This window comes from Parvularcula oceani (genome assembly GCF_000733125.1).
In the GTDB taxonomy this organism is placed as follows: Bacteria; Pseudomonadota; Alphaproteobacteria; order Caulobacterales; family Parvularculaceae; genus Parvularcula; species Parvularcula oceani.
Map to the genome: position 1 here is coordinate 184,200 of NZ_JPHU01000005.1, position 13,586 is coordinate 197,785.

The following is a 13,586-nucleotide window of genomic DNA, read 5'->3' on the forward strand; positions in this document are numbered from 1 at the left end:
TTCTAGCTCCCATAGAGCTTATAGGTGGCTGCTGCTTAGCTATTTTTTGTTGACAGGATCAGGTCAGTGCCATAGGTAGGCATCGGAAGGAACACCACCCATGGCCAAGAAAACGATGACGCTGAACCTTTCGGAGGCCGAAATGGCGGTTCTCGAGGCTCTTTGCGCGAAGAAGGATTTCAGCAAGACGGTGCTCCTGCGTCAGGCCCTGCGCCTCTATCAGCGTGTGGAAGACCGCCTTGAGGCCGGTGACACCTTGTTTTTCGAGAACGAGGCGGCGGACAAGAAAGCCGAACTGGTCATGCTGTAGTGAGCGATCAGCCTGACATCACGCCGGTCGTTCTGATCGATGCCGAGAAGGGCACGGCCGTAAACGCGGAACTTTGGTACGAGATCGCCGATAAGAACCTGACTGACTGGGTCGCTGAGTGGAGGCCTGAGACCAGGCGCCAACTCGCTTCGCTGAGGGCTGAGAACGTCGAGCCCGCTCTCTGGCCGCAATCGGCTCATTGGAATTGGGTTCAGAAAGCTGCTGCGATCGAGGGCCAGCTCGACGCGATATCGTTCGCTGTCGTCGCTGACGGCATGACGCAGGGAATGATGACGCTCGACGCTTCTCACCGGAGCAGAGTGTCCGATCGGAGGACCGACCACATCCTGTACGTCGAGTTCCTGGAGGTGGCACCGTGGCATCGGCCCGAGGCGGCCGGCACCCGACGACGCATGAAGGGCATCGGCTCGATCCTTATGCGTGCCGCGATCGAGCGGAGTAAGATCGAAGGATTCAAGGGCCGGATCGGCCTTCACTCGCTGCCGCAGTCGAACGACTTCTATGGCAATGTCTGTGGGATGACTGATTTCGGGGCGGACCCCGACTATTCCCATGAGCTGCGCTACTTCGAGATGGACGAGGAGGCTGCGGCACGCTTCTTAGAAAGGGGAAAGACGTGAGTTTCACCATCCCGAGAGACTGGTGCATCGCTGCCGCCGCACGCGAAGGCGATCACCCGATCGGTGCGGGCTTATCTACCGGCGATACCGAACCCGCCATGATCGGCCACCCCGAAGAGGGGCTTCTCGCCCTCGGCACCTTCGTTCACCTGATGCGGCGCAATCGATCTTTGTCGATAGAGGCCCTCGCCACGACGATTGACGTCGATACAGGCGAGATTTTCAGCATAGAGAAGGACCCGAACCACGTTCCGGAGGTTAGGACGCTCTACGAACTCAGCCAGTTTTTCGGCGTCTCGCAAACTAAGCTTATGGGGCTGTCGGGTCTGACGGCTACGAAGCAGGAGCATTATCTCGATGAGGCGGTTCGGTACGCGGCTAACTCGGAACCGATCAAGAAGCTGAATACCATCGAGCAGCAAGCGCTCGATGGACTGGTCGCGACGTTGAGCGAAGATTGAGAACGGGTGGGCCTGGCAGATGAGCGTGATCGTCAGGCCCAGGACGGCCGCGGACATCGACAGCCGGGTCGAGCGGATCCTCGCCGATCTCGGTCGTCCGGAGCCACCGCTCGACCTGCCTACAGTCCGAGAATTGCTGCGCTTGGACCTGGCTTTCTATCGCCTGGACGATCCGTCACTCTTGGACCGGACCGTCTCGCGGATGAAGATCGCCGGCAAGCAGGTCCTCGCCCGTCCGACCCTTCTGCTCGACGCGGTCCGCAAGCTCGACCTGAAGGCGCTCTACATCCCAGATCAACGCCGCATCATGATCGACGGATCGCAACCGGTACTGAAACACCGGTGGAGTGAGGCCCACGAGATCGGTCACAGCATCCTGCCGTGGCACGACGGCGCGATGCTTGGCGATGACCGGCAGACGCTCCTTCCGGCTTGCCACGCCCAGCTCGAGGCCGAAGCGAACCTCGCCGCCGCGAAGCTTCTCTTCCTTCGGGACCGCTTCGACGAAACCTGTCGCGCTTACGCACCCTCGATTGCCTCGGTGAAAGCCCTGAAGCCGCTCTTCGGCAACACTTACGCGACGACGTTCTGGCGCGCTGTCATGGTTTGGGGCGAGGACAAGCATGTCCTAGGGATGATCTCGGACAACCCCGCGATCATGAGGACCGAAGTCACGTTCAATCCCGCGCAGGGCTGCAAGCACTTCATCACGCCTCCTGCCTTCGCGTCGGCGTTTCCGACGATCGGTCCAGCGGAAGTGTTTCCGAGCGTGACCCGCTATTGCAAGCCCGCGAGAGGCGGCCCTCTCGGATCGAACGAGATCGTCATTCCGGACGCTGACGGCAACGGACACGCTTTCGCCTTCGAGAGCTTCTCCTTCGGCCATCAAACCCTTACGCTTGGCGTTCACAGCCATGTCGTAAAATCGCAGGTCGCTCTCAGGAGTGCGGGGGGAAGCCTGTGACCGACGAAACTGCTCCGCCCACGCCGCTGAAGGAGCGACGCTTCGCCCTTGCGCTCTCCGGCGGCGGATACCGAGCAACGCTCTTCCATTTGGGCGCTCTGCGGCGTTTGAACGAGCTTGGACTTCTCGCGCGCACCGAGCGCATCACCGCCGTCTCGGGAGGGGCTTTACTCCTCGGGTACCTGACTTCCCGCCTCCCAGAGGTTCTCGACCGGTCCGGCGGCGTTCCTCCGAGCGAGTGGGAGAGCCGGGTCTCCGCACCGGTCCACCGCTTTTGCAAGAACGATCTGCGTACCGTTCAGACCCTGCTGAACTTCCTGGCCTTCGGCCTCATCGGACGTAACAGACGCCTGGACTACAACATCCGTCGACTGAGCGAGCTGTTCGACGACCTGACCATGGGGTCCCTCTATCCGGAGCGGACAGACGCTGATCTGCCAGAGCTCTACTTCCTCTCGACCGACGCATTGTTCGGTCAGGCGTTCCGCGTTGGCAACGTCCCGGCATCGTCGAAAGAAGGTTCCGGTCACTACGTCATCGGCTTCACCGATCAGACGTCAGACTGGACGATCGGCCGAGCCGCCGCGACATCTGCAGCCTTCCCTCCCCTCCTCGGTCCGCACTTCCCGAAGCTGGACCCGAGCGGTTTCCTGGGAGGCGAACTCTCTGAAAACGACAAAAGGCTGATCTCGCATATCGCTCTGGTCGACGGCGGCCTCTACGACAATCTCGGAGGCTCGCTCGTTTCTGGCAGCACGAAAGCGTGGTTTCGCCTTTACTCCGATGCCGGAAACCCGCTCGCCTATGATCCGCGACTCCTCAGAACACCTCTGGTCTCGTTGCGATACTTGCAGCTCATGTCGAATTTCATCGGCAGAGTGAACTACAAGGCGATCAAGGCGACGAAGGCGAGCGATTTCGTGGAATGGAGCGCCCAGCACCCTGTCAAGAAGCCGCCTGCGAGCATCTCGATCGGCTACCCGAAAGACCTGGTCGACGGAGCGCTCGAGCGTATTAGGACCGACCTTGATGAGTTCACCGACGACGAATGCCGCGTCCTGGAGAACCACGGATATGCGCAAGCGTCGCTAGAGCTCGCCGTGGTCGGTTCCGACGCGGACCTGCCGCTGCCGATCTGGCCATACGACAAACACGCCTACACGGATATCGATATGGTGGGGAGGATCGTGGAGACCGCCAGTAAACGGAAGATGCTGTCGCAACTCTGTCGCCTGAGCCCTCGGCGGTGATAAAGAACCGTATCCCGAACGGCCGTTGGTGACCAGGAGCGGAAAGCATGTATGCGAAGTCAGCACACATCTACGGCTTCAAGTGCTTCGGCAAAGCCGAGCTAGAACTTCAGTATCCGGGCCGGAACGATGACGAGGCGTCGCCGCTTCCGAACATAAACCTCGTTCTCGGCGACAATGGTGGCGGGAAATCCTCCGTCCTGAGGGCTATCGCGATCGGCATGCTAGGCCCGGCGCTCCAGGATGCTGGCTTCGTCGCCCACCGGCTCGTTAGGCGCCCCGATGCAGATCATGCCTTCATCAAGGTCGTCGTCCGACTCGACGAGGAAGAGCGCCGCGTCGGCGGCCGAGACAAAGACGTTCTCGATCTCATCGTCAGGATCAGGCGTCGCAACCAATCGACCGACCTCGAGAGACTGGATCTCGAAAAGGCGCCGACCTCGCCATTGGAGCAGCTCATCTACGATGAGGATTCGCCGGCCTTCTTCGTGGTCGGTTACGGCGCGACCCGTCGAGTGGAAACCGGCGACTACATGCCCTCCTCCCTTAGAAAGATGCGAGGAGAGCGATTTCAGCGTGTCGCGAGCTTGTTCGAGGATCATGTGGCCCTCAGGCCGGTCCACTCTGCCTTCGAGGACCTCGGTACCCACGAGAACGAGGCCCGTCGCCTGCTGCGAAACGCACTTCCAGACGAAGTGCGTCTTCTGCCTAAGAGGGAGAGCGGCGAGGGTGGCGAACCGGCCTTCTCCTTCCGCGGTCAGAAGATGCCGCTCGGCTCGCTATCCGATGGGTATCGGGCATTCATCGCGATGACCGCCGATATCGTCGGGCGCCTGGCTGAAGTGAGCAGGAAGGGAATGAAACTTCGCGACGTTCGCGGCGTAGTGCTCATCGACGAGGTCGACCTGCATCTTCACCCCTCGTGGCAGCGGACCGTGGTATCCGACCTCGCGAAGACGTTTCCCAACCTCCAGTTCGTCCTGACCTCTCACAGCCCGCTCATCGTCACATCCGTCGATCACCGAAACATCTTCGTCACTGCAGAGGACGATGATGGCCTAGCCACGATCGAACGGCGCGGGGAGCAGGTCTTCGGACGAAGCATCGATCGGCTTCTGTTGTCGTCCTACTTCTCGCTCAAGACGACCAGGCCTGAGTCATCGGTCAGACGAACGGAAGCCTTGGCGAAGAAGGTAGCGGATGGCGACGAAGCAGCAGCTGCCGAGTTTCTCCGCAACCTCGCAGAACCCCAGAACTACGGCGAGGACCCGCGAACGAAGCTCGCGAAGCGCCAGGCCCGCAAACCGACGGAACGATGATCAGGTACGCTGTAAAACGGTCGGAGATCCGCGACGCCGTCGATAGCATAGACAAGAAGTGGCGTTCCAAAGCCGATGCCACGACGAAGGTCGTCACGGCCCTTGGGCGGTACGAGAAGCAATCGCTGTCTTGGTCGGACGTCAAGCCGGCATTCATGGCTTTGCAGTTCAACAAATGCCTCTACTGCGAGCAGCGTCTGGAAGGCGGCGATGTCGGCCGGATCAACTTCGACCTCGACCACTTCAGACCGAAGGGCCGGGTCAGGGAATGGCCCGGTCGCCGCGATCCCGCCGTGGAGTATGAGACGGGGACGGCCGATCCGCATGGATACTTCTGGCTCGCATGGAACCTTGATAACTACGCGGCCACCTGCAAGGCGTGTAACACAATCCTGAAATCCGATTACTTTCCGATAGCCGGGACCCGCTGCAGCGCTGGGGAGACAGGCGTGGCGCTACGCGATGCCGAGAGACCGTTCCTCTGCTATCCGCTCGGACGATCCGATAAAGATCCGGAAGAGTTGATCGAGTTCATCGGCACGGTCGCGAGGCCGAGGGCGACACGCGGTCACAAGCGCCGACGCGCTGAGGTCATCATCCGGTTCTTCGAGCTCAACGAGCGGGATGACCTCCATCGCCAGCGGGCGGAGGGAATCATAGTTCTCGCGACTCATCTCGAAGCGATCGATGCAGGGTTCAGCATTTTCAGGAATGAGAGGGCCGTCGACCGCATGATAGCCGACAGCGCTCCCCACGCATCGTGCATGAGGTCATTCTATCTGCTCTGGAAGGACGACAACCAACTAGCTGTGACCCTGCGCGACGAAGCCGAGCATTTCGTCGAGCTCGCGACGCCGCCCGACGCTGGGTAGACGCAACGCTGTTGCCGGGTGGAGGGTATGAGCCGCTGTCGACACGGAGGCTCAGAGGGTGCTACGCCACCACCGCCTTCGAGAAAATAACGTCAATAGTTCTTTACCTGACGCACAAGAGCAGCCGGATAGGAATAGCTCGGTAAAGGCTGATCAGCATCAGTCGCGGCAGCAGTTAGGGCTTCTGCCTGGCCTCCCTTGGCCCCGATCTTGCACCGTGTCGTGCGGGAGAGACCGATGGAGCAGGCAGAGCCAGCTGTCGCCGGGCAGCGACCACCCTGGAACAAGGGCAAGCTGGTCGACCAAAAGTCGCCCTTGAAGGCGCAAGAGGTTTGGGAGATCCGCGTCCGCCTGACGATGGCGGGCAAAGTCCGCGACCTCGCGCTCTTCAACCTCGCCCTCGATAGCAAATTGCGCGGCTGCGACCTCGTGAGCTTGCCAGTGTCCGACGTCTGCCGCAGCACCGAACCCCTAGCTCGCGCGAAGGTCGTCCAGTCGAAGACGTCGCCGCCCGTCCAGTTCGAGCTGACGGAGCCGACGCGGAAGGCGATTGCGGCATGGGTCGAGCGGAAGAGCCTCGGCCCGCACGACTGGCTGTTTCCAAGCCGAAAGAAGGCGGGCGAGCACCTGACGACCAGGCAGTACGCCCGGCTGGTTCAAGACTGGACCGAAGCGATCGGCTTGCCCTCCTCCGCGTACGCTACGCACTCGCTGCGGCGAACGAAGGCGACCCTTCTTTACCGGAAGACCGGCAACCTCCGAGCGATTCAATTTTTGCTGGGCCACGCGAAGATCGACAGCACGGTTCGGTACCTTGGCGTCGAGGTCGAGGATGCGCTCGCGATGTCGGAAGGGCTCGAGCTCTAGCGGCGCAGGCGCAGAACCGGACATAAGCGAAGGCGCGAACCTCACCCTTTCCTGCCGTTCGCCGCTCTGACGAGAATGGTAGGAAAATGGGGTACAAAGGCCGTCTAACCAGCTTCTTTCGGGCCATAACGCGATGGGTAGATAAGCTTCCGCGCGTTGCAAAGCTTGGTCCGTCTCCTTTCGGTCGTCGAGATAGTTCAGCGCGACGGGATGATCCTCTAGTTCGACCTCAGGCGAAACGAGGACAACACTGACTATGCAGTTGGTCACTCTGCCAAGGTCGTCGTGGTCACCTATAGCGCGCGCCGCCAGGAACGTCCCGCCCTGAACTGTAATGCGCCGTGCCCCGCCGGGCGCCTCCAAAAATCGGGGAGCAGGAACGACCGCCGCTCCAAACATCTGCGCTTCGCACGGTTCGAAGGCCTCGTCAGCGTGCGAGAAACGAGGATTGCCTGGGCCCCTTCGGGTTCGCCTGCTGCCTCGAACAATTCGGTGAACACCTGAATCAGCGCCGTCGGGTCTCGTCAACGGCGAATATCTAGATTTAGCAGAGAGGCCACACCGGAACACAACATGTCGATTTTTCCTGGCAAACGAGGCCCTCGAGTGCTAGTGCAGCGAGGAACGTATGACGAACAGGCGATCTATGACACCCAACGCCCGCTTTCAAGAATTCATCAAGGACATCACGCCGAGTCCGACGACGATGGCCAATTCGAAGAGCGCCCACGAGAGTGTCAGAATGGCGCTGAAGGCCGACAAAGAATTCAAAGACAAGTTCAAACGCGTCTTCATCGGCGGGTCCTACAAGCGTTCCACCGCCATTCGGCCCAGGACAAAGCAGGGCTCCACCGAGCGTCCCGACGTCGATCTTTATGTCGTGGTGGATGGACATCCCTGGTTTGCTGACCCGGAAGAGTGGATCGACGATCTTTACGACGCGCTGAACCGTGCGCGGAAGGATCTTGGCATCACCAAGATCAAGCGCAATCGGTGCTCGATCGCCTTGTCGATGAATAAGGCGGATGTGGACGTTTCTATCCTGTTGGAGCGCCGGTCCGATGGCCTTTACCGCATTGGCAATCGGACGACCGGCGAATGGTACAAAACGGACCCCGAAGAGCATACGGAATGGTCGGCCGCCGAGAACAAGCGTTTTTCGGGCCGGTTCAACGCGATGGTACGCATGGTGAAATGGGCCCGCCGGGAGAACAAAACGGTGTCGCGTCACCCCAAGAGCTTCCAGCTTGAGATGTTCGTCGCGCCGGACATGGACATGTCCGAGACCCACTACGGGCAGCTTTTCCACGATTGGTGCGACGCATTTGTCGATCGCTTCAAGTCCAATCGCGACTCGGAAAACTGTCCGCGTATCGAAGACCCTGCCGTGCCCGGCGCTGATATTCTGGCCGGCGTATCCGACGAGGCGTTTTGCGTCTATTACGATAAGATCAAAAAGCATCGTGACGACGCGCGAAAAGCTCTAGACGCAGATAATCAGGACAAGGCCATTACCTATTGGCGGCGTATCTTTGGCGACCGGTTTCCGAAGCCGAAGACTGCCTCGGGAGGCACAAAGCGCAGTGCCACCAGGATGTCGCCACTGAGTTTCAAGAGTGCCCAGGCCGCACCGATCAGTCGCCCGGCAAAATTCGCCTGATGCCATGTGGTGGGCCGTCGATCCACACCGGCTTGAGCTCGAGCGCCTCGCCATCGACGCTCTGGATGCCGCCTGGTTTCAGGCGCCGGAATGGTCGTTCGGCGATCAATTGAGGCTCGAACTCACCTTCGACCTCGTACTGGCGCGCGGTACGTTTCCGCTGAGACTGACCTACCACGGAACATTCCCGGCATCGCCGCCGAGTGTCAGTCCCGCTGACGGTGAAACGCGGCTATCCACTCACCAATACGGCCCCGGGGGCGATCTATGCCTCGACATTCGCAACGATAATTGGTCGCCCGATATCACCGGCGCGGACATGATCGAAAGTGCGCGCCGTCTCCTCGCATCGGAAACGCCCGATGACGATGGGGCGCCCGTCACGGCGCCGTCAGCCCATGATGTGCCCATGGTTATAAGGCTGCGGCACGAGGTGAAGCGTTTTTACGTCGATCCCATCGCGCGGATTGCGCTCATGGGCGAGGACATTGACGGGGCAGCCATCGAGATAGGCCTTGATTACCGAAGCGGTGACGGTGTGGTGGCGCACCTCTTCGTGATTGGAGACTCTGATGCGCGGCTGCAGCCCCAAACCCCGCGCGCGCTGAAGAAGTCGAGTTTCCTGCTTGAAGGGCGCTTCGCGACCGTCGACTTGAAAAGTCTCGCGATAGGAAAAATCAAAACCTTAGGCGAGCTGAACGCGGTTGTTGGTAAGCCCATCACATTCGAGGAAGAGGGCTCCTATGCCCTGTTGCTGCGCGGCGCCGATAACCTTCTCACCCTCATTATCGCTCACGGCGATCGAGATGATTTGTGGACGTACGAAACCGTTTACGCACCATTCGAAGCAGGGCGGTCGGGCGAAGACACGTCACCTCTGTCGACCAAGCGAGTGGGTATCGTCGGTCTTGGTTCTGTGGGATCGAAAGTCGCCATCAGCCTTGCGCGCACCGGCGTTCGCAGTTTCGACCTCGTCGATGCCGACATTTTCCATACGGGAAACCTCGAGCGGCATGAAGCCGATTGGCGGGACGTCGGCCGGCACAAGGCAGACATCATCGAACATCGGCTGCGGTTGATCGACAAGCACATGAAAGTGCGTGCGCGCCGGAGCGCTATCGGCGCGCAGATCTCGTCACAGGAGGCTGGCAATATCAATCAAGCGCTCGCCGCTTGCGATCTGCTGATCGACGCGACCGGGAACCCCGACGTGTTCAACCACCTGGCCGGACTGGCGCTCCGTCACAATCAAGATCTGGTGTGGGGATCGGTTTTCGCCGGCGGCGTCGGCGGAGAGATCGCGAGGGCGCGGCTCGGCAAAGATCCGTCGCCCTATGACGTGCGCGGAGCACTGAATGCCTATTACCAATCGGCCGAGGCCCCACCGCCCGTGGCCGCAGGTCGAGGCTATGATGGTTCGGTGGGCGAGGAGGCGCCGATGACGGCCACCGATGCGGACGTAGAGCGCCTTGCGGGCGAGGTCAGCGCCTTGGCGATCGACACGCTTCTGGGAACGGAGCCGTCACTATACGACGCGCATAGTTACTTGATCGGATTTCGGCGCGCGTGGGTGTTCGAGGGCCCCTTTGACACGCATCCTGTTCTCGCCGATGCGGCCGTCAGGCAAAGTTTCTCCCCGCCAGACGGGGCTGAGGTAGATTCCGAGTTCATCCGCACTCTTTTGGAGAAGGCCGTTGATGAAGCTCAAGATTAGCGAAAGCCACGTGGCGCGATGGCGAGAGGATCTTCACAAAGCGGGCCGGCGCGAAATCGGCGGCGTTTTGTTCGGCGAGCAGATTGCTGAAGGTGAGTTTCGGCTTATCGAGGCAACCCGCCAGCGGTTCGGCGGCGGCGGGGCCGTGCGGTTTCATCGACGCGGTCGCCCCGCGAAGAAGCAGATTGAGGCTTTGCATGCGGCCCATGGCCATAGGCCAGAGCGGTTCAACTATCTTGGTGAGTGGCATTCTCACCCCAATGCGCCGGCAATCCCGTCCGCTCGCGACGAAGCCACGATGCATCAATTGCTCGCCGATCAGGCGGGCGCGGTGAACTTCCTTGTCTTGGTCATTGTACGGTTGAGCAAGGAAAGCGTTCTCGAGTTGAGTGCGGCCACCTATCTCGCGTCGGGCCATAGACTGCCTTGTAGGATCGTCATTGATGCACTGAGCGCAGATCCACCATCATTCGATTCGTCGGAGCACGAACTATGACGCAATGGTCGCTTAGAAAACTGCTGTCAGAGCTCCACGACGATATTCAAAGCCGGCTTAATCGTGTCCGGAGCACGATGGGTCATCCTGTGTCTAAGGGCGACGCGAGCGAGGCAGTTTGGCTCGAACTCCTGAACGAGTATCTGCCAAAGCGCTACCAGGCCGACAAAGCGTTCGTCGTCGATAGCGACGGCAAGTTCAGCGAGCAAATCGACGTCGTTGTGTATGACCGTCAGTACTCCCCTTTTATCTTTAAGTATGAGGGCGAAAAGATCATTCCGGCTGAAAGCGTTTATGCGGTGTTTGAAGCCAAACAGGCGATCAATCTCGGACAGCTCCAATACGCGATGAAGAAGGTAGCAAGCGTTCGGGCGCTCAAAAGAACGAGTTTGCCAATCCCCCATGCAGGAGGAACCTACCCTGCAAAACCCCTGATCCCGATTTATGGCGGGCTCCTCACGTTTGAAAGCGATTGGTCGCCGCCGCTGGGTCAACCGCTTCTCGACGGGCTCAAGTTCAACGAAAACGCTGACCGGCTCGAATTTGGTTGCGTAGCTGCGCATGGCTACTTCTATCGCGACCGAGACGCTGGTGGTTATGTGATATCCGAAGGCGGCAAGCCCGCGACGAGCTTCTTATTCAAGTTGATTTCTACACTGCAATTTAGCGGGACAGTACCCATGATCGATATTGAAGCTTATGGGGCATGGATTGAGCAGTGAGATAGTAACCTGTGCCCCTGCTGGTCCCCCATTTGAATGGAGATCCCGTCGAAAGGAGACGGACATGAGGAAGTCGAGATTAACCGAGGAGCAGATCATCGCGATCATCGTCGAACAGGAACGCGGCGAGCAGACGTCGGAGGCCTGACGCAGGCACGGGATCAGCTCGGCGACGTTCTACAAATGCAAGACAAACTTCGGAGGCATGGATGTTTCTCACGCCCAAAAGCTCAAGACCCTTGAGACGGAGAACGCCCGCTTGAAGCGGCTTCTGGCCGAGCAGATGAGTGGCTCGAAACGCACCTCGGTCATGTCCGCTAATGGATGATGCCGTTGAAAAGGAGCGTGCCAGCCGGCCCGAACAGTGATTCACTTCGTCAGCTGACGGAGGGAGAGTTCGGCATGATGGGCAAGCTCGGTGGCGGTGAGGAGAAGCTGTTCTACGCTTTCTCGATTGAGGACGCGGTACCGCAGGATCACTTGTTGCGCCGGATCGACCGGTTCCTGGACCTGAGCGAGCTGCGCGCCGAGCTTCAGCCCTACTACAGCGCGATCGGCAGGCCGTCGGTCGATCCCGAGCTGATGGTGAGGATGCTGCTGGTCGGCTACCGCTTCGGCATCCGCTCGGAGCGGCGCCTCTGCGAAGAGGTCCACCTCAACCTCGCTTATCGCTGGTTCTGTCGCCTCGGCCTCGAGGACCGGGTGCCGGATCACTCAACCTTCTCGAAGGCTCGGCACGGCCGCTTCCGCGACGCGGGGCTCTTCCGCTCACTGTTCGAGGCGACGGTCCGGCGCTGCATGGCGGAAGGGCTCGTCGGCGGCGAAGGCTTCGCGACCGATGCCTCTCTGATCAATGCCGACGCCAGCAAGAACCGCTCGGCGTGGAAGGGGGAGCCGGTCGACTGGGCAGACCCGAAGATCGCGAGCCGTCCGGTCGGCGAGTATCTCGACGCGCTAGGGAGCGGCCCGAAGGTGAAGGAGAAGGCCCGCGTCTCGCTGACCGATCCGGCGGCGCAGTGGACCTGCGCCCATGGCGGACCGGCGCATTTCGCGTGGTCGACCAACTACCTTCTCGATGTCGAAGCGTCCGTCATCGTGGACGTCGAGGCGAGCCCTGCTGTCCGGCCCGCTGAGGTGGCAGCCTCACGCCTCATGGTCGACCGGGCCGAGGAACGCTTCGGTCTGAAGCCGAAGCGGCTGATGGGCGACACGGCCTACGGCAGTGCCGAGATGCTAGGCTGGATGGTGAGCGAGAAGGGCATCGAGCCGCACGTCGCGCTGCTAAGGCAGCCCGACCGCAAGAAGGCCGATGGCTTCGGTCGATCGGACTTCTCCTACGATCTATCGGACGACGCCTACACCTGCCCGACCGGGAAGAAGCTGAAGCGCTTCCGCCGTGAAGGACGGGCGAAGAAGGCGAAGCCGCCATCCGACGGCACCTACCGCTACTACGCGCTGAAGGCCGACTGCGAGGGCTGCCCGCTTAAACCGCGCTGCTGTCCGGGCCAGCCGATGCGGAAGATCCCACGATCAATCCACGAGGACGCTCGCGACGGCGTCCGGCGGCTGCAGCCGACCGAAGCCTACGCCGCCTCGCAACGCGACCGGAAGAAGGTCGAGATGGCCTTCGCCCATCTGAAGCGGAACCTCGGTCTGCGACGTCTCCGGCTCAAAGGCCCGACGGGTGCGCAGGACGAGTTTCTGCTCGCCGCGACCGTCCAGAACCTCCGGAAGCTCGCTGAACGCGTACCGTCAGCTGCAGTGGCGGCGGCTTGATGGAAGGAGCGGGTGCCAAGCCTCACCTGAGAGCGGTCGGGGAACCGATGCCTATCGACGCCTGATCGACAATCCGCGGCGATCGGCAGGCTAAAGCACGTCTCGCACCGACTTCTTCAACAGCATCGGATAGGATCTGAGGTGGCGACTGCCCTTCGGGCACCGGGCCGTCGTGAACAGAGTCCGCGAGCGGTCTCGGCCCTTCGGGCGTCCGTCCCTTTCGCGGACTGGCTGACCGGTAGCGCTTCGTTCGAACCGCCGCTCCCAGCCGCACCGTAGAAGGCGCGCCGCCGCACCACGTCCTGCGGCCGAGGCGTCCCGCGCAAGGAGCGCCGGGACCGGATAGCGGACTCGCCGCCATCCGGACCTAATCGTCGCGCGCTTCGTGCCCTGCCGGGCGGTGGGGGGCGGTCTCTGCCCTCCCCCCGCAAGCGAAACGAAGACGACCCGTGACGGCTCGCGGGGCGTCGCACCGCGTTCGCCTTCGGCCCCTGATCGGTGCCTCGCCTCCCGCGCGCCGCTGACCGCTCGGCC

Annotated in this window: 13 protein-coding genes and 1 pseudogene; all 14 read left to right on the forward strand. The window is 61.0% G+C overall.

Annotated elements, in window-relative coordinates:
• Positions 1 to 100 precede the first annotated feature (100 nt).
• The 14 genes and pseudogenes from IE88_RS0107845 (at position 101) to IE88_RS0107910 (ending at position 13,052) form a co-directional block, all read left to right on the forward strand.
• Positions 101 to 310, forward strand: coding sequence for a transcriptional regulator (locus IE88_RS0107845; protein WP_031552595.1), 210 nt, complete (start codon positions 101 to 103; stop codon positions 308 to 310).
• Positions 310 to 951, forward strand: a complete 642-nt coding sequence (locus tag IE88_RS0107850; RefSeq protein ID WP_031552598.1) for a GNAT family N-acetyltransferase — start codon at positions 310 to 312, stop codon at positions 949 to 951. Before IE88_RS0107845 ends, IE88_RS0107850 begins: the two co-directional genes overlap by 1 nt.
• A complete protein-coding gene (locus tag IE88_RS0107855) occupies positions 948 to 1,412 on the forward strand; it encodes a helix-turn-helix domain-containing protein (protein WP_081871522.1) in 465 nt (154 codons plus the stop codon). Before IE88_RS0107850 ends, IE88_RS0107855 begins: the two co-directional genes overlap by 4 nt.
• Before the next feature lie 19 nt (positions 1,413 to 1,431).
• Positions 1,432 to 2,376, forward strand: coding sequence for a hypothetical protein (locus tag IE88_RS0107860; RefSeq protein ID WP_031552608.1), 945 nt, complete (start codon positions 1,432 to 1,434; stop codon positions 2,374 to 2,376).
• Positions 2,373 to 3,626, forward strand: coding sequence for a patatin-like phospholipase family protein (locus IE88_RS0107865; protein WP_031552610.1), 1,254 nt, complete (start codon positions 2,373 to 2,375; stop codon positions 3,624 to 3,626). The genes IE88_RS0107860 and IE88_RS0107865 overlap by 4 nt, the downstream gene beginning before the upstream one ends.
• A 47-nt stretch (positions 3,627 to 3,673) precedes the next feature.
• On the forward strand, positions 3,674 to 4,945 hold the full coding sequence (locus tag IE88_RS17270) for an AAA family ATPase (protein ID WP_031552612.1): 1,272 nt from the start codon (positions 3,674 to 3,676) through the stop codon (positions 4,943 to 4,945).
• Entirely contained in the window at positions 4,942 to 5,817 is an 876-nt protein-coding gene (locus tag IE88_RS0107875; RefSeq protein ID WP_051881672.1) for a hypothetical protein, read from the forward strand. Before IE88_RS17270 ends, IE88_RS0107875 begins: the two co-directional genes overlap by 4 nt.
• A 237-nt stretch (positions 5,818 to 6,054) precedes the next feature.
• A complete protein-coding gene (locus IE88_RS0107880; protein ID WP_031552616.1) occupies positions 6,055 to 6,684 on the forward strand; it encodes a tyrosine-type recombinase/integrase in 630 nt (209 codons plus the stop codon).
• 646 nt (positions 6,685 to 7,330) lie between these two features.
• Entirely contained in the window at positions 7,331 to 8,344 is a 1,014-nt protein-coding gene (locus IE88_RS0107885; RefSeq protein WP_031552618.1) for an SMODS domain-containing nucleotidyltransferase, read from the forward strand.
• A gap of 4 nt (positions 8,345 to 8,348) precedes the next feature.
• Entirely contained in the window at positions 8,349 to 10,058 is a 1,710-nt protein-coding gene (locus IE88_RS0107890) for a ThiF family adenylyltransferase (RefSeq protein WP_031552620.1), read from the forward strand.
• Positions 10,042 to 10,554 carry a M67 family metallopeptidase gene (locus tag IE88_RS0107895; protein ID WP_051881674.1) on the forward strand — a complete coding sequence of 171 codons (513 nt, stop codon included), beginning with the start codon at positions 10,042 to 10,044 and terminating at the stop codon, positions 10,552 to 10,554. The genes IE88_RS0107890 and IE88_RS0107895 overlap by 17 nt, the downstream gene beginning before the upstream one ends.
• The gene (locus IE88_RS0107900; protein WP_031552623.1) at positions 10,551 to 11,276 is read left to right on the forward strand and encodes a DUF6602 domain-containing protein; all 726 of its coding nucleotides are present in this window, start codon (positions 10,551 to 10,553) and stop codon (positions 11,274 to 11,276) included. The genes IE88_RS0107895 and IE88_RS0107900 overlap by 4 nt, the downstream gene beginning before the upstream one ends.
• 64 nt (positions 11,277 to 11,340) lie before the next feature.
• A pseudogene (locus tag IE88_RS18690) lies at positions 11,341 to 11,562 on the forward strand (transposase); the annotation flags it as partial.
• Positions 11,563 to 11,678: 116 nt separating this feature from the next.
• The gene (locus tag IE88_RS0107910; RefSeq protein WP_031552626.1) at positions 11,679 to 13,052 is read left to right on the forward strand and encodes an IS1182 family transposase; all 1,374 of its coding nucleotides are present in this window, start codon (positions 11,679 to 11,681) and stop codon (positions 13,050 to 13,052) included.
• Positions 13,053 to 13,586: the final 534 nt, after the last annotated feature.